The following is a 20,247-nucleotide window of genomic DNA, read 5'->3' as shown; positions in this document are numbered from 1 at the left end:
TCGGTCTTTGTCCATCACACCAATCAACTCGTGGCAACGAGTGATTAGCCGGCGATCTGACCAACGAAGGGGTTTGCGAAGGTGAAGAACAGAGCGATACCAACACCGATCATGGTAACGGCGTCGAGCAGACCGGCGACGATGAACATCTTGACCTGCAGCATCGGGACCATCTCAGGCTGACGAGCAGCACCTTCCAGGAACTTGCCGCCCAGCAGGCCGAAACCAATGGCGGTGCCCAGAGCACCCAGACCGATCAGCAGAGCAACAGCGATAGCGGTAAGACCAACTACAGTTTCCATCTTTCCTCCCGACTTTTACGTCGTATTGGTTAGGTTTTTAGTTTGAAGCGGTAAAACAAATCGTTTGGTACAACTGCCCTTGCGGACTTTTTCAGCCCTCCCCCCAAACGGGCAGGGAAGGCTATCAGACACGCCAGGCGGTCTTAATGGTTATCTTCGTGAGCCATCGACAGGTAGACGATGGTGAGCATCATGAAGATGAAGGCTTGCAGGGTGATGATCAGGATGTGGAACACGGCCCACGCCCACTGCAGCACCACACCCAGGCCGCTGAGCCAGAGGATGCCGGCGCCGAACATCACGGCGATCAGGATGAACACCAGCTCGCCGGCATACATGTTGCCGAACAGACGCAGTGCCAGGGAGATCGGCTTGGCGATCAGGGTGACGAATTCCAGCAGGAAGTTCACCGGGATCAGCAGGATCTGGACGAAGATGTTCTTGCTACCGAACGGATGCAGGGTCAGCTCGCCGATGAAGCCGCCCAGGCCCTTGACCTTGATGCTGTAGAAGATGATCAGGGCGAACACGCAGAAGGCCATGGCCAGGGTCGCGTTCGGGTCGGTGGTCGATACGGCACGGAACGGGATGTGCGGATCGCCCGAGAACAGGATCGCCAGCTGCGGGATCCAGTCGACCGGTACCAGGTCGATGGCGTTCATCAGGAACACCCAGACGAAGATGGTCAGCGCCAGCGGGGCGATCACCGGGCTACGGCCGTGGAAGGAGTCCTTCACGCTGCCGTTGACGAAGTCCACCAGCACTTCGACGAAGTTCTGCAGGCCGCCAGGCTGGCCGGAAGTGGCCTTCTTGGCCGCCATGCGGAAGATGAACAGGAAGATCAGACCCAGCGCGACGGACCAACCCAGGGTGTCCAGGTGGAACGCCCAGAAGCCCATTGCCTTGGCTTCCGCAGCCGAATGGGCGAAGCCCCAGCTGCCGTCTGGTAGTTGACCGTAGGTCAGGTTCTGCAAGTGGTGCTGGATATAGCCCGAAGCGGTTTCTGCTGCCATGGTTGCCTCAAACGCCCTAAGGTCTCGAAAGTCTTTTATTCATCAGCAGGGGCGCGAACCAGCTGACCAGTAGGGTCAGCAGGAAGACGCCGAATACTGCTAGCGGCGCCAATGGCTTCACTCCTGCGAAGGTCAGTGCGAACAGCACTGCCGTCAAAATCAATTTGCCTGCCTCGCCTGCGTAGAACGACTTGACGATGGCCTGCGCTGCCCGGGCCCCGCTATAGCGAAAAGCCTTCCAGGCGAAATACACATTGGGCAGCCAGGCAATCAGACCTCCACAGAGGCCGGAATATCCACTGACCGCGCCTTGCCACTGCCACAACACCAGCGTTGCCAGCAGAAACACGATACATTGAGCCAGCAGTACCGGAAAAACCGCCCAGCGATGGAAAGGCAAGCGGTTTGGCGTGCGGATTTCCATCACAACTGCTCCTCGAAAGTCGACTGTCAAGTCAGCAACGACTTGGCATAATTTGTGCCGACAAAATGCGCGCAGAGTATAGGGGTGGATTAACCCCTATTCAACTATTGGGTAGTGATTTCCGACTGCGCGCTACAACGGGAATTGTTTCAGCGGATGTGAGCAAGGACGCCCTGCAACTCATCTAGCGAGTTGTAGCGAATTACCAACTGGCCCTTGCCCTTGTTGCCGTGACGGATCTGCACCGCCGAGCCCAGGCGCTCTGCGAGACGCTGTTCAAGGCGTGCGATATCCGGGTCAGGTTTGGCCGGTTCCACCGGGTCGGATTTTCCATTGAGCCACTGGCGCACCAGTGCCTCGGTTTGGCGCACGGTGAGGCCGCGTGCGACAACATGTCGCGCCCCCTCTTCCTGGCGATCTTCCTCAAGGCCCAGCAGTGCACGCGCATGCCCCATTTCCAGGTCGCCATGGGCCAGCATGGTCTTGATCGCTTCCGGCAGCGAGATCAGGCGCAGCAGGTTGGCCACGGTCACCCGCGACTTGCCCACGGCATCGGCCACCTGCTGCTGGGTCAGTTCGAACTCCTGCTGCAGGCGCTGCAGCGCCAGGGCCTCTTCCAGCGGGTTGAGGTCTTCGCGCTGAATGTTCTCGATCAGCGCCATGGCGATGGCGGCTTCGTCCGGCACCTCGCGGACCATGGCCGGGATGGTGTCCAGGCCGGCTTGCTGGGTGGCGCGCCAGCGACGTTCGCCGGCGATGATCTCGTAGCGGTTCTCGCCGATCGGACGGACCACGATCGGTTGCATCACGCCCTGGTTGCGAATCGAGTGCGCCAGTTCCTCCAGCGCTTCGGGGTCCATGTCGCGGCGCGGCTGATACTTGCCACGCTGGATCAGTTCGACCGGCAGGTGTTGCAGTTCCTTCTGGTCGATCTTCACCGCCTGCTCTTCGAGCACGGTGACGGAAGGACCACTGAGCAGTGCATCCAACCCACGTCCGAGACCCCGTTTCTTGATGGCCATGCGGATTCCTTAAGTTGTTTGTGCAGTGCGTGATTGACGGCGTTGACGGCGCACCAGTTCCCCAGCCAGGGCCAGATAGGCCAGCGCGCCACGCGATTGCTTGTCGTACGCCAGGGCCGGCATGCCGAAACTCGGCGCCTCGGCCAGGCGGATGTTACGCGGGATGACCGTGTCGTACAGGCGGTCGCCGAAGTGTTCCTTGAGTTGGGCCGAGACATCGTTGTTCAGGCTCAGGCGCGGATCGTACATGGTCCGCAGCAGGCCTTCGATCTTCAGCTCCGGATTCAGCCGGGCAGCGATGCGCTTGATGTTATCCACAAGGTCGCTGAGACCTTCCAGTGCGTAGTACTCGCACTGCATCGGGATGATCACGCCATCGGAGGCGACCAAAGCGTTGAGGGTCAGCATCGACAGCGAGGGCGGGCAGTCGATGAGGATGAAGTCGTAGTTGTCGCGGATCGGCGCCAGCGCGTTGCGCAGGCGGCTCTCCTTCATCTGCATCTCCAGCAGCACCACTTCCGCGGCGGTCAGGTCGCGGTTGGCCGGCAGCAACTGGAAGCCACCGTGCTCGGAGTAGTGCATGGCCTGGGCCAGGTCGCATTCCCCGATCAGCAGGTCATAGACCGAATGTTCCAGGACGTGCTTGTCCACGCCACTGCCCATGGTGGCGTTGCCCTGTGGATCGAGGTCGATCAGCAGCACACGACGCTTGGTCGCGGCCAGCGATGCGGCGAGATTGATGCAGGTGGTGGTCTTGCCCACACCACCTTTCTGGTTCGCGATTGCGAATACCTTAGCCATTGTTGCGTGTGTTCCCAGTCATGCCTTGCGGCGCAGTATCAGCAGATGGCGCTGGCCCTGGCAACCCGGAACGGTCAGGGCCTGCTCGCTTTCCACTGTGAAGTCTGCGGGCAATGCTACCAGTTCATCGGCAGGATGCAGCCCCTTCATTGCAAGCCATTGCGTCCGTGCGTCGCCCAGGTGGCGTGTCCAGTTGGTGAAATTCTCCATGCTGCTGAACGCTCGCGAGACGATCCCGCAGAACGGCTGCGCAGGCTGGAACTCCTCGACCCGGCTGTGGATAACCTGCAGGTTGTCCAGTTTCAGTTCCATCTTCACCTGGGTGAGGAAGCGGGTTTTCTTGCCGTTGCTGTCGAGCAACGTCACTTGCTTGTGCGGATGCAGGATGGCCAGCGGGATGCCGGGCATGCCGCCGCCGCTGCCGACATCCAGCCAGCTTTGCGTGTCGCTGTGGATAAACGGCATGACGCTGAGGCTGTCGAGCAGGTGGCGCGACACCATCTCGTCTGGATCACGCACCGCGGTGAGGTTATAGGCTTTGTTCCACTTGATCAGCAGGGCCAGGTAGCCCAGCAGCTGTTCGTGCTGCTGCGGGCTCAGCTCGACACCGAGCTGGCGCGCACCTGTGGACAACTCTTCTGCGTGTTGCGGGGTGACCAGGGCACTCAAGCGCTTTGCTCCAATTCGCGGCCTGCGCCGCGTTTCTTCAGGTGAATCAGCAACAGGGAAATGGCCGCCGGGGTCACGCCTGGGATGCGCGAGGCCTGGCCCAGGGTCTGCGGACGGGTCTGGCTGAGCTTGCCCTGGATCTCCTTGGACAGGCCGGCGATCGAAGCGTAGTCGATATCCACAGGCAGGCGGGTGTCCTCGCTGGCGCGCAGACGGGCGATCTCGTCCTGCTGGCGATCGATGTAGCCGGCGTACTTGGTCTTGATCTCGACCTGCTCGGCCACCTGTGGATCGATGGATTCACCACCGGTCGCCTCCACCAGGCCAGCGTAGTCCACCTCGGGGCGGGCCAGCAGGCTGAGCAGGTTGTACTCATGACTCAATGGCGTGCCGAACTTGTCCACAACCGCCTGGCCTTCGGGTGTGCCCGGGCGCACCCAGGTCGACTTCAGCCGCTGTTCCTCGCGTTCGATGCCTTCGCGCTTGGCGCAGAACGCCGCCCAGCGGGCGTCGTCGATCAGGCCCAGCTCGCGGCCTTTCTCGGTCAGGCGCAGGTCGGCGTTGTCCTCGCGCAGGATCAGCCGGTATTCGGCGCGCGAGGTGAACATGCGGTACGGCTCCTGGGTACCGAGGGTGATCAGGTCGTCGACCAGCACACCGATGTAGGCCTCGTCGCGGCGTGGGCACCAACTGTCACGACCCTGGGCACGCAACGCAGCGTTGGTCCCCGCCAGCAGGCCTTGGGCACCGGCCTCTTCGTAGCCGGTGGTGCCGTTGATCTGGCCGGCGAAGAACAGGCCTCCGATGACCTTGGTCTCCAGGCTGTACTTCAGGTCGCGTGGGTCGAAGTAGTCGTACTCGATGGCGTAGCCCGGGCGAACGATGTGCGCATTCTCCATGCCACGGATCGAGCGGACGATCTCCAGCTGCACATCGAACGGCAGCGACGTGGAGATGCCGTTGGGGTACAGCTCATGGGTGGTCAGGCCTTCCGGCTCGATGAACACCTGGTGGCTTTCCTTGTCGGCGAAGCGATGGATCTTGTCTTCGATCGACGGGCAATAGCGTGGGCCAACGCCTTCGATCACGCCCGAGTACATCGGCGAACGGTCGAGGTTCGAGGCGATGATCTCGTGGGTACGGGCGTTGGTGTGGGTGATCCAGCAGCTGACCTGGCGTGGATGCATCTGGGCCTTGCCCATGAAGGACATCACCGGGATCGGCGTGTCGCCTGGCTGCTCGGTCATTACCGAGAAATCCACAGAGCGGCCATCGATACGCGGTGGTGTGCCGGTCTTCAGGCGACCGACGCGCAGCGGCAGCTCACGCAGGCGGTGGGCCAGGGCGATCGCGGGCGGATCGCCGGCGCGACCACCGGAATAGTTCTGCAGGCCGATGTGGATAAGTCCACCGAGAAAGGTGCCGGTGGTCAGTACCACGGAGTCGGCGAAGAAGCGCAGACCCATCTGGGTGACCACGCCCTTGACCTGGTCCTGCTCGACGATCAGGTCATCGCACGACTGCTGGAATATCCACAGGTTCGGCTGGTTTTCCAGGACCTCGCGGACTACGGCCTTGTAGATGGCGCGGTCGGCCTGGGCACGGGTCGCACGTACGGCCGGGCCTTTGCGGTTGTTCAGGATACGGAACTGGATGCCGCTCTTGTCGGTGGCCAGCGCCATGGCGCCGCCGAGCGCATCGATTTCCTTGACCAGGTGGCTCTTGCCGATACCACCGATGGCCGGGTTGCAGCTCATGTGACCGAGGGTTTCCACGTTATGGGTCAGCAGCAGGGTTTTCACACCCATGCGTGCGGACGCAAGCGCAGCCTCGGTACCGGCATGGCCGCCGCCGATGACGATCACTTCAAAACGGGAAGGGAAATCCACCACGCACCTCGTGCCTGTTTTGCGAATAGAGAAGGTAAGCGGACAAGTATAGGGACTTCCCCCCTCCTAAAGAAACCTTTTGCGCAAATTTTGACCAGGCTGTGGATGAGTGGCGAATAAAAGAAAACAAAGAGGAAAAATTTAAAAAAGCTTTGTTTTTATGTTTACTCTTAGCCCCCTGCCTGCCTGTGGATAAGCTTCTGTAGGCCTTTCATATCGCCGCCTTGAGGGTTTTATAACCCTGTGCCTCAGTGACCCTGAGGGCTCTGGATAACGCCATTTAACCTGTGGATTAAAATGCGTGTTACCCACAGGTGGATTTGTCCTCAGCCAAAACGCCCTGTTATCAACGGCGCTGAGGGCGAGTTTTCCACAGAGCTCAGGCGAGCGAATACGCACCTGTTGATGACTTCTGGTGTCAGGGAATGGAGATAAGGTCAGGGATTGGTCGCCGTACCTGCGGGAGCGGCGTTGTGTCGCGATGGGGCGCAGGGCGCCCCAGAAGAGGACGTTACTTGCCGATGCAGAAGCTGGAGAAGATGCGCCCCAGCAGATCGTCGGAGCTGAACGCCCCGGTGATTTCCCCCAGCGCCTGCTGGGCCTGGCGCAGGTCTTCGGCCAGCAGTTCGCCGGCTCCCGCCAAGGTCAATTGCGCACGGCCATGTTCGAGATGGTCGCTTGCCTGGCGCAGTGCCTCCAGGTGACGCCGGCGAGCGCTGAAACTGCTCTCTGCGGTCTGTTCGTAACCCATGCAGGCCTTGAGGTGTTCCCGCAGCAGCTCCAGCCCCACGTCGTCGCCCTTGGCGCTGAGCGTGAGGGTGACGTGGCCGTCCTCGCTCTGCTCCATGGCCACCGCCTCGCCGCTCAGGTCTGCTTTGTTGCGGATGAGAGTGACCTTGGCCGGATCGGGTCGCAAGTCGAGGAACTCCGGCCACAGCGCAAACGGGTCGCTGGCTTCCGGTGCGGTGGAGTCCACCACCAGCAGGACGCGATCAGCCTCGCCAATGGCCTTGAGTGCACGCTCCACACCGATCTTTTCCACATGATCGTCGGTATCGCGCAGGCCGGCGGTGTCCACCACGTGCAGCGGCATGCCGTCGATGTGGATATGTTCGCGCAGGATATCCCGTGTGGTGCCGGCGATATCCGTGACGATGGCCGCCTCCCGGCCTGCCAAGCGGTTGAGCAGGCTGGATTTGCCGGCATTGGGCCGGCCGGCGATGACCACGGTCATGCCATCGCGCAGCAGGGCGCCCTGCCCGGCCTCGCGCTGCACTGTGGACAACTCGCTGCGCACCGCATCGAGCATGGACAACACATGGCCATCGGCGAGGAAGTCGATCTCTTCCTCAGGGAAGTCGATAGCCGCTTCGACGTAGATCCGCAGCGCGATCAAGGCTTCGGTGAGGTTATGCACACGCTTGGAGAATTCCCCCTGCAGCGAACGCAGGGCATTGCGCGCAGCCTGGGTCGAGCTGGCCTCGATGAGGTCGGCGATCGCTTCGGCCTGGGCCAGGTCGAGCTTGTCGTTGAGAAATGCCCGCTCGCTGAACTCGCCCGGCCGCGCCAGGCGGCAACCCAGTTGCAGGCAGCGCTGCAGCAGCATGTCCATGACCACTGGCCCGCCATGCCCCTGCAGTTCCAGGACGTCTTCGCCGGTGAACGAATTCGGCCCGGGGAAGAACAAGGCGATGCCTTCGTCCAGCACCAGGCCCTGGTCATCGCGGAACGGGCCGTAGTGGGCATGGCGTGGCGTCAGGGAGCGGCCAGTAATGGCCTGCCCCGCCTGGCTGGCCAACGGGCCGGACAGCCTGACGATGCCAACGCCTCCGCGCCCCTGGGCGGTGGCGATGGCTGCGATGGTTTCACGCACAGTGTTCATGCTCGAAAACCTCTACGAAAAATACACAGATAGCAAAAACGCCCCACGAAGGGGCGTTTTTATTCACAGGCTAGCTCAGCAGCCCGTCAAGCAGCCGCTTTCTTGGTCGCGGCTTCGATGGCGCGGGTGATGTACCACTGCTGCGCGATCGACAGGCAGTTGTTCACAACCCAGTACAGCACCAGGCCGGCCGGGAACCACAGGAAGAAGAAGGTGAAGATGATCGGCATCATTTTCATGACCTTCGCCTGCATCGGATCCGGCGGAGTCGGGTTCAGCTTCTGCTGGATGAACATGGTGGCACCCATGATGATCGGCAGGATGAAGAACGGATCCTTGATCGACAGGTCGGTGATCCACAGCATCCATGGGGCCTGGCGCATTTCCACGCTTTCCAGCAGTACCCAGTACAGGGCCAGGAACACTGGCATCTGCACCAGGATCGGCAGGCAGCCACCCAGCGGATTGATCTTCTCTTTCTTGTACAGCTCCATCATCGCCTGGGACATCTTCTGGCGATCGTCACCGAAGCGTTCCTTGAGCTGCTGCAACTTCGGCGCCACGGCACGCATGCGCGCCATCGAACGGTAGCTGGCGGCCGAGAGCGGGAAGAACAGGCCCTTGATGAGCATGGTCAGGACGATGATCGACCAGCCCCAGTTGCCCAGCAGGCTGTGGATATGTTGCAGCAGCCAGAAGATCGGCTGGGCGATGAACCACAGGAAGCCGTAGTCGACGGTCAGTTCCAGGCCTGGGGACAACTCCTTGAGCTTGGACTGGATCTTCGGGCCGGCATACAGCATGGCGCTGGTTTCGGCCTTGCCGCCGGCAGGCACGTTCAGCGCCGGGCCGGTGTAGCCGATGATGTAGTTGCCCTGGCTGTCCTTGCGGGTCTGGACGACGTTGTTGTCCGAGGCGTTCGGGATCCAGGCGGTCACGAAGTAGTGCTGCAGCCAGGCGACCCAGCCGCCGGACACATTTTCTTTCAAGCTGCCCTTGTCGATGTCCTTCATCGACACTTTCTTGTACGGCTCCGAAGCTGTCCACAGGGCTGCGCCCAGGTAGGTCGCGGTGCCAGTGGCAGTGCTCGACGACGGGTCGGAGCTGGCGTCACGCTTGAGCTGGGCGAACAGGTTGCCGGTCCAGGCCTGGCTGCTCTGGTTGTCGATCAGGTAGCTGACAGCCAGGTCGTATTCGCCGCGCTTGAAGGTGAAGCGCTTGATGTAGTTGACGCCGTTGTCGCTGAACTTCAGGTCGACCACCAGTTGGTCCTGGCCGTCGGCCAGCTGGTAGTGCTTCTGTTCGGTGGCGTACAGCGGGCGACCACTGGCACGGGCATCCGGGCCGTTGGCGCCGGTCAGGCCGCTTTGGGCCAGGTAGACACGCTCGCTGCCGTTGTCGAACAGCTGGAACGGAATGTCCGGATGGTCCTGGCGACGTGGGTATTTCGGCAGGGTCAGCTGGACGATGTCGCCGCCCACCGGGTCGATAGCCAGGTCCAGGACATCGGTCTTGATCCGGACCAGGTCCTTGCTGACCGCGACCGGCGCCAGTTCGGCTGGGCTGGATTCAGCGTTGGCGCTCGGCACATCGGCGCTGGCGCCATCGTTGCCGGCCGGCACGGTGTCCGGCAGCGCCGGGGCAACGTTGCTGGCAGCAGTATTCTGAGTCGGCAAGGCAGCCTGGCCGTAGTCCTGGTTCCACTTGAGGACCAGGACGTAGGACACGATTGCCAGGGCGACGATCAGGATCGTGCGTTTAATATCCATGATTACTCGGCTATCGAAGAAGTTCGGGAGGAAGGAGCTGGTGGAACGGGATCGAAACCACCGTCGTTCCACGGATGACAGCGCCCCAGGCGACGAACGGCTAGCCACCCGCCACGCAAGAGGCCATGGGTTTCGATGGCTTCATAGGCGTAACAGGAGCAACTGGGGTAGAAACGACAGTGACTGGCCATCAGTGGACTAATGGCGTAACGGTAAAACTGGATCGGAACGAGGGCCAGTTTACGCATCGTGACTGTCTACCCCTGCGGAATCGGCGTTAACCGCTGGAGAGGGCCGACTGCGTACCAGGCGCTTCCAGAGCTTGCCAAAGTGTTGGTGCAATTCTGGGTTCTCGATCTCGCCCAATCCCTTGCGCGCGACGATCACGATGTCCAGGCCAGCGAGCATCTGCTGGTTCAGGCGAAAGGAATCGCGCATCAAGCGTTTGAGGCGATTGCGTTGAACGGCGAGCTTGACGCTCTTCTTGCCGATCACCAGGCCGAGCCGTGGATGATCGAGGCCGTTCTCGCGGGCAAGGATAAGCAGGTTTTTCCCTGGAACCTTGCCGGTTGGGGAGTCGAAGACCGCTTTGAAATGCCGGGGTGTAAGCAGTCGCTTGTCCCGACTGAAGTCCTGACTCACCACCTGTGCCGAAAAATCAAATTGCCAGACGCTTACGGCCTTTGGCACGACGACGCGACAGAACAGCGCGGCCGTTCTTGGTAGCCATACGGGCACGGAAGCCGTGGGTGCGCGCGCGCTTGATGGTGCTTGGTTGGAAAGTACGTTTCATGGCGTTGTTACCTGGGTTCGTCGACAACGGGCCGGAATGGCCCCCTTTTTAAGAGATCGGCGATTCTAGAGAAAGCAAGCCAATAGGTCAATTTCCAACCAGCCTTTCCTTATGGAAGGCCTGACCTGCCCCGATGCCTCTGAAGGCTTGATCAGGCCGACACGAGACGACAACATGAAAAAACAGAAGGACATATAAAAAGCTTTTCTGAAGAACTTATAGATCTTTAGTGGATAACTTTCTGTGGATAACCTCGTTAAAGCAAGAAAACACGCGCTGTACAGAGATTCATAACCCTGTCGGTAAGAGGTGTTCTGGCTGTGCCGGGCCCGCGGAAAAGCTGTGGATCGAAAGGCTACTTATCCACAGGCAAGTTATCCACTGGTTTCAGGTCAGGGTTGTGCATAGCCCTCAAGGGAGGTTATCCACAGAGCTTATTCACACGGCGTGGGTGGCGTTTTGGTTGTGAATTGACCGATTTGCCACTCGGTGAGTCGTTGCCACATGTGGATAAGTGGTCGCCCGCCCGGTACAATGGCGGTTTGTTTTTGCCTCATCCGGCTTTCAAACTCAGGGGATATCCGTGTCAGTGGAACTTTGGCAGCAGTGCGTGGAGCTTCTGCGCGATGAACTGCCTGCCCAGCAATTCAACACCTGGATCCGTCCGCTACAGGTCGAAGCCGAAGGCGACGAGTTGCGCGTCTATGCGCCCAACCGTTTCGTTCTCGATTGGGTCAATGAAAAGTACCTGGGCCGTTTGCTCGAGCTGTTGGGTGAGCACGGCAACGGCATTGCGCCTGCCCTTTCCTTATTAATAGGCAGCCGCCGCAGCTCCGCGCCGCGTGCCGCCCCCAATGCGCCGGTCAGTGCCGCGGTTGCCGCCAGCCTGGCCCAGCAAGCCCAGGCGCAGCAGCCGGCACAGGTCGTGGTCCACAACGAGCCGATCGCCGAGCCTGCGATCGAGCCGGTACTGGTCAACGAGATCGAGGAGCCGTCTTCGCGCGACAGTTTCGATGCCATGGGCGAAACCGCCCCAGCACCGGCAGCCACGGCTCGAACCGAACAACGCACCGTACAGGTCGAAGGTGCGCTCAAGCACACCAGCTACCTGAACCGGACCTTCACCTTCGAAACCTTCGTCGAAGGTAAGTCCAACCAGTTGGCCCGTGCGGCCGCCTGGCAGGTCGCCGACAATCCCAAGCATGGCTACAACCCGCTTTTCCTGTATGGCGGCGTAGGCCTGGGTAAGACCCACCTCATGCACGCTGTGGGTAACCATCTGCTGAAGAAGAATCCGAATGCCAAGGTGGTGTACCTGCATTCCGAGCGTTTCGTCGCAGACATGGTCAAGGCGCTGCAGTTGAACGCGATCAACGAGTTCAAGCGTTTCTATCGTTCGGTCGATGCCTTGCTGATCGACGACATTCAGTTCTTCGCCCGCAAGGAACGCTCCCAGGAAGAGTTCTTCCACACCTTCAACGCCCTGCTCGAGGGCGGCCAGCAGGTGATTCTCACCAGCGACCGCTACCCGAAGGAAATCGAAGGCCTGGAAGAGCGCCTGAAGTCCCGTTTCGGCTGGGGCCTGACGGTAGCCGTCGAGCCACCGGAACTGGAAACCCGCGTGGCGATTCTCATGAAGAAGGCCGACCAGGCGAAGGTCGAGCTGCCGCATGATGCGGCGTTCTTCATTGCCCAGCGCATCCGTTCCAACGTGCGTGAACTGGAAGGTGCCCTGAAACGGGTGATCGCCCATTCGCACTTCATGGGCCGGGATATCACCATCGAGCTGATCCGTGAGTCGCTCAAGGACCTGCTGGCGTTGCAGGACAAGCTGGTCAGTGTGGATAACATCCAGCGCACCGTGGCCGAGTACTACAAGATCAAGATCGCCGATCTGTTGTCCAAGCGGCGTTCGCGATCGGTGGCCCGTCCCCGGCAGGTGGCCATGGCCCTGTCCAAGGAGCTGACCAACCACAGTCTGCCGGAGATCGGCGACATGTTCGGCGGCCGTGACCACACCACCGTGCTGCACGCCTGCCGCAAGATCAACGAATTGAAGGAATCCGACGCGGACATCCGCGAGGACTACAAGAACCTGCTGCGGACGCTGACGACCTGATGGGTGTCGGTGCAGCTTATTGAAGGCAAGGGACTAGACCATGCATTTCACCATTCAACGCGAAGCCCTGTTGAAACCCCTGCAACTGGTCGCAGGTGTCGTCGAGCGCCGCCAGACCTTGCCGGTCCTGTCCAACGTGCTGCTGGTCGTACAAGGCCAGCAACTGTCGTTGACCGGTACCGACCTGGAAGTCGAACTGGTTGGCCGCGTACAACTGGAAGAGCCGGCCGAGCCTGGCGAGATCACCGTTCCGGCGCGCAAGCTGATGGACATCTGCAAGAGCCTGCCGAACGACGTGCTGATCGATATCAAGGTCGACGAGCAGAAACTGCTGGTCAAGGCCGGTCGTAGCCGCTTCACCCTGTCGACCCTGCCGGCCAACGATTTCCCGACCGTCGAGGAAGGCCCTGGCTCGCTGACCTGCAACCTGGAGCAAAGCAAGCTGCGCCGGCTGATCGAGCGCACCAGCTTCGCCATGGCCCAGCAGGACGTGCGCTACTACCTCAACGGCATGTTGCTGGAAGTCTCCACCGACACCCTGCGTGCCGTGGCCACCGATGGTCACCGCCTGGCCCTGTGCTCCATGCAGGCGCCTATCGGCCAGGCTGACCGCCACCAGGTCATCGTGCCGCGCAAGGGTATCCTCGAGCTGGCCCGCCTGCTCACCGACCCGGAAGGCATGGTCAGCATCGTGCTGGGCCAGCACCATATCCGCGCGACCACTGGCGAATTCACCTTCACCTCGAAGCTTGTCGACGGCAAGTTCCCCGATTATGAGCGCGTACTGCCCAAGGGCGGCGACAAGCTGGTGATCGGTGATCGCCAGGCGCTGCGCGAAGCCTTCAGCCGCACCGCGATCCTGTCCAACGAGAAGTACCGCGGTATCCGCCTGCAACTGGCCGCCGGCCAATTGAAGATCCAGGCCAACAACCCGGAACAGGAAGAAGCGGAAGAAGAAATCAGCGTCGATTACAACGGTAGCTCGCTGGAGATCGGCTTCAACGTCAGCTACCTGCTGGATGTGCTGGGGGTCATGACCACGGAACAGGTTCGCCTGATCCTCTCCGACTCCAACAGCAGCGCCCTGCTCCAGGAAGCCGGTAACGACGACTCGTCCTACGTTGTCATGCCGATGCGTCTGTAACCGTAGCAGGCCAAATGTCCCTTCGACGTATCATGGTCACCGCGGTGCGCAACCTGCACCCGGTGACCCTCTCCCCCTCTCCTCGCATCAACATCCTCTACGGCGACAACGGCAGCGGCAAGACCAGCGTGCTGGAAGCCGTGCACCTGCTTGGGCTGGCGCGTTCGTTTCGCAGCACCCGCTTGAACCCGGTCATCCAGTACGAGCAGCCGACATGCACCGTATTCGGCGAGGTCCAGTTGGTAGAGGGAGGAACCAGCAGCCTGGGGATCTCTCGCGATCGCCAGGGAGAATTCACCATCCGCATCGATGGGCAGAATGCCCGCAGCACGGCCCAGTTGGCGGAAATGCTGCCCTTGCAGCTGATCAACCCAGACAGCTTCCGCCTGCTCGAAGGGGCGCCCAAGATCCGCCGGCAGTTCCTGGATTGGGGAGTGTTCCACGTGGAACCTCGATTCATGGCGGCCTGGCAACGACTGCAGAAGGCGCTGCGGCAGCGGAACTCATGGTTGCGTCATGGTACACTTGACGCTGCTTCGCAAGCCGCCTGGGACCGGGAATTGTGCCTGGCCAGCGCGGAAATAGATGAATACCGTCGCAACTATATCAAGGCCTTGAAGCCTGTCTTCGAGCGAACCCTGAGCGAACTGGTCGAACTGGAAGGGCTGACCCTTAGCTACTACCGAGGCTGGGACAAGGACCGGGAACTCAACGAAGTACTCGCCTCCTCCCTTCTTCGCGATCAGCAGATGGGTCACACCCAGGCGGGACCACAGCGAGCCGATTTGCGTCTGCGATTGAGCGCGAACAACGCCGCCGACATCCTGTCGCGAGGTCAGCAGAAACTGGTGGTTTGCGCCTTGCGAATAGCCCAGGGCCATCTCGTCAGTCAAGCTCGTCGCGGTCACTGTATTTATCTTGTCGATGACTTGCCGTCCGAACTGGATGAGCAGCATCGCCGTGCGCTGTGCCGCTTGCTCGAAGAATTAAACTGCCAGGTGTTTATCACCTGTGTAGATCACGAATTACTGAGGGAAGGCTGGCAGAAGGAAACGCCAGTTGCTTTGTTCCACGTGGAACAGGGCCGTATCACCCAGACCCACGACCATCGGGAGTGAAGGCATGAGCGAAAATCAAACGTACGACTCCTCCAGCATCAAGGTGCTGAAAGGACTGGATGCCGTGCGCAAACGTCCCGGCATGTACATTGGCGACACCGATGATGGTAGCGGCCTGCACCACATGGTATTCGAGGTGGTCGATAACTCGATCGACGAGGCCCTCGCCGGTCACTGCGACGACATCACTGTCATCATCCACCCGGACGAATCCATCAGTGTTCGCGATAACGGTCGCGGCATTCCGGTCGATGTGCATAAAGAAGAAGGCGTGTCGGCTGCCGAAGTGATCATGACCGTCTTGCACGCAGGCGGTAAATTCGATGACAACTCCTACAAGGTTTCTGGCGGCCTGCACGGCGTAGGTGTTTCCGTGGTGAACGCCCTCTCCGAGAAGCTGGTACTGACCGTACGCCGCAGCGGCAAGATCTGGGAACAAACCTACGTCCATGGTGTTCCACAGGCGCCAATGGAGGTCGTTGGTGAAAGCGAAACCACCGGCACCCACATTCATTTCAAGCCGTCGGCAGAAACCTTCAAGAACATCCACTTCAGCTGGGACATCCTGGCCAAGCGTATCCGTGAGCTGTCGTTCCTCAACTCGGGCGTCGGCATCATGCTCAAGGACGAGCGCACCGGCAAGGAAGAGTTCTTCAAGTACGAAGGTGGTCTGCGTGCATTCGTCGAATACCTGAACACCAACAAGACCCCGGTGAACTCCCAGGTCTTCCACTTCAGTGTCCAGCGTGACGACGGCGTGGGGGTCGAGGTAGCCCTGCAGTGGAACGACAGCTTCAACGAAAACCTGCTGTGCTTCACCAACAACATTCCACAGCGTGACGGTGGTACCCACTTGGTGGGCTTCCGCTCGGCGCTGACCCGCAACCTGAACAACTACATCGAACAGGAAGGCCTGGCCAAGAAGAACAAGGTCTCGACCACCGGTGACGATGCGCGTGAAGGCCTGACCGCGATCATCTCGGTCAAGGTGCCGGACCCCAAGTTCAGCTCGCAGACCAAGGACAAGCTGGTTTCCTCGGAGGTGAAGACCGCCGTGGAACAGGAGATGAACAAGTACTTCGCCGACTTCCTGTTGGAGAACCCCAACGAGGCCAAGGCCGTCGTCGGCAAAATGATCGATGCTGCCCGTGCCCGTGAAGCGGCACGCAAGGCTCGTGAAATGACCCGCCGCAAAGGCGCCTTGGATATCGCGGGCCTGCCAGGCAAGCTCGCCGACTGCCAGGAGAAGGACCCTGCCCTTTCCGAACTGTACCTGGTGGAGGGTGACTCCGCGGGTGGCTCGGCCAAGCAAGGCCGCAACCGTCGTACCCAGGCGATCCTGCCGCTCAAAGGCAAGATCCTCAACGTCGAGAAAGCGCGTTTCGACAAGATGATCTCGTCCCAGGAGGTCGGCACCCTGATCACCGCCCTGGGCTGTGGCATTGGCCGCGAAGAGTACAACATCGACAAGCTGCGTTATCACAACATCATCATCATGACCGATGCTGACGTTGACGGTTCGCACATCCGTACCTTGCTGCTGACCTTCTTCTTCCGCCAACTGCCCGAGCTGGTCGAGCGTGGCTACATCTACATCGCCCAGCCGCCGCTGTACAAGGTGAAGAAAGGCAAGCAGGAGCAGTACATCAAGGATGACGACGCCATGGAGGAATACATGACGCAGTCGGCCCTGGAAGATGCCAGCCTGCACCTGGACGAGTCGGCGCCACCGGTTTCCGGTGTGCAGCTCGAAGGCCTGGTGAATGAATTCCGTGGTGTGATGAAGACCCTCAAGCGCCTGTCGCGTCTGTACCCGCAGGAGCTGACTGAGCACTTCATCTACCTGCCGGAAGTCACCCTGGAGCAATTGGGCGACCACGCTGTCATGCAGGCCTGGCTGGGCAAGCTCCAGGAGCGCCTGAACAACAGCCAGAAGTCCGGCCTGATCTACCAGGCCAGCCTGCGCGAGGACAAGGAGCGCAACGTCTGGCTGCCGGAAGTGGAAATCACCTCTCACGGCCTGGCCAGCTACATCACCTTCAACCGCGACTTCTTCGGCAGCAACGACTACCGTTCGGTCGTGAACCTGGGCGCCAAGCTCAGTACCCTGTTGGGCGAAGGTGCCTACGTGCAGCGTGGCGAGCGTCGCAAGGCGGTCAGCGAGTTCAAGGAAGCCCTGGACTGGCTGATGAACGAAACCGCCAAGCGCCACACCATCCAGCGATACAAAGGTCTGGGTGAGATGAACCCGGATCAGCTGTGGGAAACCACCATGGACCCGAACGTCCGTCGCATGCTCAAGGTGACTATCGAAGATGCGATCGCAGCCGATCAGATCTTCAACACCTTGATGGGGGATGCGGTGGAACCACGTCGTGAGTTCATCGAAAGCAATGCGCTGTCGGTGGCTAACCTGGATTTCTGATCAGGTGTAGGTGGACAAAGTTATTTGCCACTTCGGCCAAAGTTAAGCGGTTCGGCCAAAGTAATTTGCCTGTAGCTTGAAAGTAAAAGCCCCTGCTGACGCGAGTCCGCAGGGGCTTTTTGCTTAGCTGAGGCCTCTACTGGGCTGCGTTCCAATCGGCCAAGAAGGCAACAGTCAGGCGATGCTTGGTCTTGTACTCCTCAACGATCCCGGCTGATTTCATTCTGCTGAAGGTCGAATTCATAGAGGCTTTGTTGGTTTTGTTTCCTGGTATGCGCCTGGTTCTCAACGCATCGATAACCCATTGGCTACGAATGCGGGGTCGTTGATCATTCAACATGTCCACAACCAAGAACGTCATGTAGCCCTTGCTGATACCCCATTTTTTGGCAAAGGCGTCGGGTAGATCTTTGGTCTGCTGGGCAGTGATGTCCAGCCCAAACCATGCAACGTAGTCATCAGCATGGAACGCAGTGCCTTCGTGCAGCAGCTTCGCTACTTTGGCTTTCAGGCCATCATTCAGTGCAGGGTGAGTGACTTGCTGTATCGCGCGCTCAAGATCGCCCCCTGCTTGCTTCAATACGCCGGGTTGTAGGCCATCCAGCAATGAAGCCCAAAGCGCGTACAAATCTGCAAAAGCAGACCAGCCCTGTTCGATAACACCTGGAAATTTGTATCGAAGATCACCCACTCGACGATCTTCGGCTGGCAGGGAACTCATGCCGACCAAGGTAGCTCTGACGCCATCCACGAGTATGTTGAGCGGGGTTATATTCCTATGGGTGAACCCCAGCCTGTGTAGATAGCCAAGCCCCGCGAGTAATTGCTCCAGCCAGTGCCGGAACTCGTCGGCACTGATAGACGCTTGGTCAAAGAGCGTCTCACCACTCGCCCATGCTCGACTGATGAAATAAGCATCGGTACTGGGAATTCGAGCAAGATCGAATACCCGCTCCAGTGCAGGATGATAAATCTGAGCGAGCCGATGATATTGATCAGCTACCAACTCCCAAACTTCATCTGCATCATCGTAGATCTGAACTGCGCAATCGAAGCGTCCAGCTACGTGACGAGACCGCCAGATGCTTGAAAAAGCATCTTCATCGACCTGTTCGACCAATTCATAACGATTATCGAGAATTGCGCCTGGCTCAGCCTCAAAAGGAGCGTCTGACGAGGCAAGTGCAGTTGAGGCGCCCACGTTCATAAGGTTCGCTATCAACTGTGATAGGCACTCTGAGGCCGCCTGACCTTCTGCATCGTTGCTTTCTGAGATTTCTAATCGAAGAGTGTCGGCCAAGGGTTTAAACAGTGAGGTTATGAGGTCGATGTCTTCGTCAGCACTATGGTTGTTCAGGACATCGATGAAGCAAACCTCACCCGCGTCGGTGAGATAGATCGAGTTTGCGGAAACCTTACCCAGTGTGGCGCCACGTCGATGGATTCCCTGGATCGCTGCTAAGGCAGAAATCAGCGTCGACCTGGCTGACTCCTCGGAATACGCAGAGAGATCAACCAGCGAGAGAGGTTTGCCCTTGGGCATGCTGATTGGCAGCACCATCAGCTCACCGTCATCAATCAGCGGCGCGCTGTAGGTCACGCCGGTTAAGCCAGCCAACTCTTGTAGTAACCGAAACTCGTCTCGCAATTGCGCTTGAAGCTGATCACGGCGCTCCTGGCTCTCGCAATTGGGCCGGTTCACGATTTTCAGCATCCACTTGGAGTTCCAGTTCTCCAAGTGATACTCCGCCATCCATAGCTCAAGGCCATTCTGATCCAGCAGGCACTGTGTTTTTTGGTACTGCTGGAATCTATTGTTTTCAGCTATCTGCTGACGCAATTGCCCAAGAGTGGCAAGGACAAGCTCACGTTGCGCATCGATCAGCTCGTACGCCTTGGTAGCTGTTAGCCCCTCAGCGCTGGTCAACGCCTTGGTGATCCCGTCTGGCGTCCACACTTGTAGGGAGGGCTCATCTTTAATGAGCGAGATGCTATGACCTTTATCGCCGGTCACAAGCACTACTCCCTGACACCACGGCGCATACAAACCAATACCAGCTCGGTTACGGATACGGCCTGCAAGCACGCGGGAGTTCTGGTTGGCCTTGCGCAACGCGTTATCAACAGGGCGACCATCCAGTAGCCAAACGTCCTTCCCCGCCTCTAGCGTCCCGCTGTAGCCCTTCACGTCGATTAAATACACGCCCCAGTCACCGACGACTACTGCATCGATCTCCATTGCCTGACCGGTTTCTGTCAGCAGTTCGATGTTGGTCAGCAGCCAATAGTGATCTGGGAGGGCGTTTTTCAGCAGAGAAAATGCCCACTCTTCTGCGACGTTGACTGCTTTGGCGAAGGGGACTTGCTTTGCCATGACTTACTCCTTGTCCTTACTACCAAAACCATCCGGTAAAATGGCGAGTGAATTTTATGAGAGATACACCGTGAAACTGCTGAGTACCTACGACGATCATGACGATGCCAAAGAAGCCGCTGAAAAGCTGGTTGGCGAGAAGCGCTTGGCCAGCGAGCGAGATGCCACCGTGGTGATCTACAACCTGTTTGGAATTCCCAGCTGGGGAAATTTTCACCGGCTTGGGATGTACAACCTGGTCGAGTTGAAGGGGCTGCTGGATCGAAAAGCCTCCTGGCAGGCTGAAGACGCCAAGCGCCATCAGGAGATCCTGGCCACTCTCAATTCAGTGGCCAAGAACTACTCTCTAGGGATTCTCCGAACAAGTTTCCCCAAGCCCGCGATAAGTAACGTGTCGACGCCGCAAGGCCGATTTTTCAGGCCTCAATCGCATCAAAACCAGGGCTTTTCCCTGGTTCTTGCGCGCTACAGACACACCTATCCTGCAGTGCTCAATAACTGCC

17 protein-coding genes and 1 pseudogene are annotated in these 20,247 nt (G+C 59.4%); 5 read left to right on the top strand and 13 right to left on the bottom strand.

Annotated elements, in window-relative coordinates; genetic code table 11:
* Positions 1-44: 44 nt before the first annotated feature.
* The 12 genes from atpE to rpmH all read right to left on the bottom strand — a co-directional run bounded on the left by atpE (position 45) and on the right by rpmH (position 10,564).
* Complete coding sequence (gene atpE / locus NJF35_RS02640; RefSeq protein ID WP_003097235.1) at positions 45-302, bottom strand: F0F1 ATP synthase subunit C; 258 nt, start codon at positions 300-302, stop codon at positions 45-47.
* 143 nt (positions 303-445) lie between these two features.
* Positions 446-1,315: a F0F1 ATP synthase subunit A gene (gene atpB, locus NJF35_RS02635; protein WP_225786839.1), complete on the bottom strand. Its 870-nt coding sequence runs from the start codon at positions 1,313-1,315 to the stop codon at positions 446-448.
* A 16-nt stretch (positions 1,316-1,331) separates the two neighbouring features.
* A complete protein-coding gene (locus NJF35_RS02630; RefSeq protein ID WP_084855261.1) occupies positions 1,332-1,739 on the bottom strand; it encodes a F0F1 ATP synthase subunit I in 408 nt (135 codons plus the stop codon).
* Positions 1,740-1,888: 149 nt separating this feature from the next.
* The gene (locus NJF35_RS02625) at positions 1,889-2,761 is read right to left on the bottom strand and encodes a ParB/RepB/Spo0J family partition protein (protein WP_253080402.1); all 873 of its coding nucleotides are present in this window, start codon (positions 2,759-2,761) and stop codon (positions 1,889-1,891) included.
* 9 nt (positions 2,762-2,770) lie between these two features.
* Positions 2,771-3,562: a ParA family protein gene (locus NJF35_RS02620; protein WP_253080403.1), complete on the bottom strand. Its 792-nt coding sequence runs from the start codon at positions 3,560-3,562 to the stop codon at positions 2,771-2,773.
* A gap of 18 nt (positions 3,563-3,580) precedes the next feature.
* A complete protein-coding gene (rsmG, locus tag NJF35_RS02615; RefSeq protein ID WP_225786842.1) occupies positions 3,581-4,231 on the bottom strand; it encodes a 16S rRNA (guanine(527)-N(7))-methyltransferase RsmG in 651 nt (216 codons plus the stop codon).
* Complete coding sequence (gene mnmG, locus NJF35_RS02610) at positions 4,228-6,120, bottom strand: tRNA uridine-5-carboxymethylaminomethyl(34) synthesis enzyme MnmG (protein WP_225786843.1); 1,893 nt, start codon at positions 6,118-6,120, stop codon at positions 4,228-4,230. The genes rsmG and mnmG overlap by 4 nt, the downstream gene beginning before the upstream one ends.
* Positions 6,121-6,631: 511 nt before the next feature.
* Positions 6,632-8,002 carry a tRNA uridine-5-carboxymethylaminomethyl(34) synthesis GTPase MnmE gene (gene mnmE / locus NJF35_RS02605; protein WP_225786844.1) on the bottom strand — a complete coding sequence of 457 codons (1,371 nt, stop codon included), beginning with the start codon at positions 8,000-8,002 and terminating at the stop codon, positions 6,632-6,634.
* Between the two features lie 86 nt (positions 8,003-8,088).
* Positions 8,089-9,771 carry a membrane protein insertase YidC gene (gene yidC / locus NJF35_RS02600; protein ID WP_225786845.1) on the bottom strand — a complete coding sequence of 561 codons (1,683 nt, stop codon included), beginning with the start codon at positions 9,769-9,771 and terminating at the stop codon, positions 8,089-8,091.
* A gap of 2 nt (positions 9,772-9,773) precedes the next feature.
* Complete coding sequence (gene yidD / locus NJF35_RS02595) at positions 9,774-10,019, bottom strand: membrane protein insertion efficiency factor YidD (RefSeq protein ID WP_166890638.1); 246 nt, start codon at positions 10,017-10,019, stop codon at positions 9,774-9,776.
* Complete coding sequence (rnpA, locus tag NJF35_RS02590; protein WP_084855253.1) at positions 10,012-10,416, bottom strand: ribonuclease P protein component; 405 nt, start codon at positions 10,414-10,416, stop codon at positions 10,012-10,014. Before rnpA ends, yidD begins: the two co-directional genes overlap by 8 nt.
* Positions 10,417-10,429: 13 nt before the next feature.
* A complete protein-coding gene (gene rpmH / locus NJF35_RS02585; protein WP_003253163.1) occupies positions 10,430-10,564 on the bottom strand; it encodes a 50S ribosomal protein L34 in 135 nt (44 codons plus the stop codon).
* A 583-nt stretch (positions 10,565-11,147) separates the two neighbouring features.
* On the opposite strand from rpmH, the gene dnaA reads away from it, so the two are divergent.
* From dnaA to gyrB, 4 genes are read left to right on the top strand one after another with little or no spacing between them, the layout of a single operon-like run.
* Positions 11,148-12,683 (top strand): chromosomal replication initiator protein DnaA, encoded by a 1,536-nt coding sequence (gene dnaA, locus NJF35_RS02580; protein ID WP_225786846.1) that lies wholly within the window; start codon positions 11,148-11,150, stop codon positions 12,681-12,683.
* Positions 12,684-12,723: 40 nt separating this feature from the next.
* Positions 12,724-13,827 carry a DNA polymerase III subunit beta gene (gene dnaN, locus NJF35_RS02575; protein WP_225786847.1) on the top strand — a complete coding sequence of 368 codons (1,104 nt, stop codon included), beginning with the start codon at positions 12,724-12,726 and terminating at the stop codon, positions 13,825-13,827.
* A gap of 14 nt (positions 13,828-13,841) precedes the next feature.
* The gene (gene recF / locus NJF35_RS02570) at positions 13,842-14,945 is read left to right on the top strand and encodes a DNA replication/repair protein RecF (RefSeq protein WP_225786848.1); all 1,104 of its coding nucleotides are present in this window, start codon (positions 13,842-13,844) and stop codon (positions 14,943-14,945) included.
* A gap of 4 nt (positions 14,946-14,949) precedes the next feature.
* Complete coding sequence (gene gyrB, locus NJF35_RS02565; protein ID WP_225786849.1) at positions 14,950-17,370, top strand: DNA topoisomerase (ATP-hydrolyzing) subunit B; 2,421 nt, start codon at positions 14,950-14,952, stop codon at positions 17,368-17,370.
* Between the two features lie 136 nt (positions 17,371-17,506).
* On the opposite strand, the gene NJF35_RS02560 is transcribed toward gyrB, so the two are convergent.
* Positions 17,507-19,744: an NERD domain-containing protein kinase family protein gene (locus NJF35_RS02560; protein ID WP_253090655.1), complete on the bottom strand. Its 2,238-nt coding sequence runs from the start codon at positions 19,742-19,744 to the stop codon at positions 17,507-17,509.
* A gap of 70 nt (positions 19,745-19,814) precedes the next feature.
* Between NJF35_RS02560 and NJF35_RS02555 the strand changes: the two are divergent.
* Positions 19,815-20,099 (top strand): annotated as a pseudogene (locus NJF35_RS02555) (hypothetical protein); the annotation flags it as partial.
* Positions 20,100-20,247: the final 148 nt, after the last annotated feature.

This window comes from Pseudomonas guariconensis (genome assembly GCF_024127895.1).
In the GTDB taxonomy this organism is placed as follows: Bacteria; Pseudomonadota; Gammaproteobacteria; order Pseudomonadales; family Pseudomonadaceae; genus Aquipseudomonas; species Aquipseudomonas guariconensis_B.
This window is presented reverse-complemented; position numbering and strand designations above follow the sequence as displayed.

Bases quoted from the DNA above. Each gene is read 5' to 3' on its own strand.
- atpE (WP_003097235.1), bottom strand. From the start codon at position 302: ATGGAAACTGTAGTTGGTCTTACCGCTATCGCTGTTGCTCTGCTGATC.
- atpB (WP_225786839.1), bottom strand. From the start codon at position 1,315: ATGGCAGCAGAAACCGCTTCGGGCTATATCCAGCACCACTTGCAGAAC.
- NJF35_RS02630 (WP_084855261.1), bottom strand. From the start codon at position 1,739: ATGGAAATCCGCACGCCAAACCGCTTGCCTTTCCATCGCTGGGCGGTT.
- NJF35_RS02625 (WP_253080402.1), bottom strand. From the start codon at position 2,761: ATGGCCATCAAGAAACGGGGTCTCGGACGTGGGTTGGATGCACTGCTC.
- NJF35_RS02620 (WP_253080403.1), bottom strand. From the start codon at position 3,562: ATGGCTAAGGTATTCGCAATCGCGAACCAGAAAGGTGGTGTGGGCAAG.
- mnmE (WP_225786844.1), bottom strand. From the start codon at position 8,002: ATGAACACTGTGCGTGAAACCATCGCAGCCATCGCCACCGCCCAGGGG.
- yidC (WP_225786845.1), bottom strand. From the start codon at position 9,771: ATGGATATTAAACGCACGATCCTGATCGTCGCCCTGGCAATCGTGTCC.
- yidD (WP_166890638.1), bottom strand. From the start codon at position 10,019: ATGCGTAAACTGGCCCTCGTTCCGATCCAGTTTTACCGTTACGCCATT.
- rpmH (WP_003253163.1), bottom strand. From the start codon at position 10,564: ATGAAACGTACTTTCCAACCAAGCACCATCAAGCGCGCGCGCACCCAC.
- dnaN (WP_225786847.1), top strand. From the start codon at position 12,724: ATGCATTTCACCATTCAACGCGAAGCCCTGTTGAAACCCCTGCAACTG.
- recF (WP_225786848.1), top strand. From the start codon at position 13,842: ATGTCCCTTCGACGTATCATGGTCACCGCGGTGCGCAACCTGCACCCG.
- gyrB (WP_225786849.1), top strand. From the start codon at position 14,950: ATGAGCGAAAATCAAACGTACGACTCCTCCAGCATCAAGGTGCTGAAA.
- NJF35_RS02560 (WP_253090655.1), bottom strand. From the start codon at position 19,744: ATGGCAAAGCAAGTCCCCTTCGCCAAAGCAGTCAACGTCGCAGAAGAG.